The following is a 464-nucleotide window of genomic DNA, read 5'->3' on the forward strand; positions in this document are numbered from 1 at the left end:
AAAACTTTAATTGAAGAGTTTGATCATGGCTCAGATTGAACGCTGGCGGCAGGCCTAACACATGCAAGTCGAGCGGTAACAGAAATTAGCTTGCTAATTTGCTGACGAGCGGCGGACGGGTGAGTAATGCCTGGGAATATGCCTTAGTGTGGGGGATAACTATTGGAAACGATAGCTAATACCGCATAATGTCTTCGGACCAAAGAGGGGGACCTTCGGGCCTCTCGCGCTAAGATTAGCCCAGGTGAGATTAGCTAGTTGGTGAGGTAAGAGCTCACCAAGGCGACGATCTCTAGCTGGTCTGAGAGGATGATCAGCCACACTGGAACTGAGACACGGTCCAGACTCCTACGGGAGGCAGCAGTGGGGAATATTGCACAATGGGCGAAAGCCTGATGCAGCCATGCCGCGTGTATGAAGAAGGCCTTCGGGTTGTAAAGTACTTTCAGTAGGGAGGAAGGCGT

At 51.3% G+C, this 464-nt stretch carries 1 rRNA gene; it reads left to right on the top strand.

The features are described from left to right. Window positions 1-7: 7 nt before the first annotated feature. Window positions 8-464, top strand: a 16S ribosomal RNA gene (locus PVK70_RS18935); the annotation flags it as partial.

Source organism: Aliivibrio sp. A6 (genome assembly GCF_028765505.1).
GTDB lineage: Bacteria > Pseudomonadota > Gammaproteobacteria > Enterobacterales > Vibrionaceae > Aliivibrio > Aliivibrio finisterrensis_A.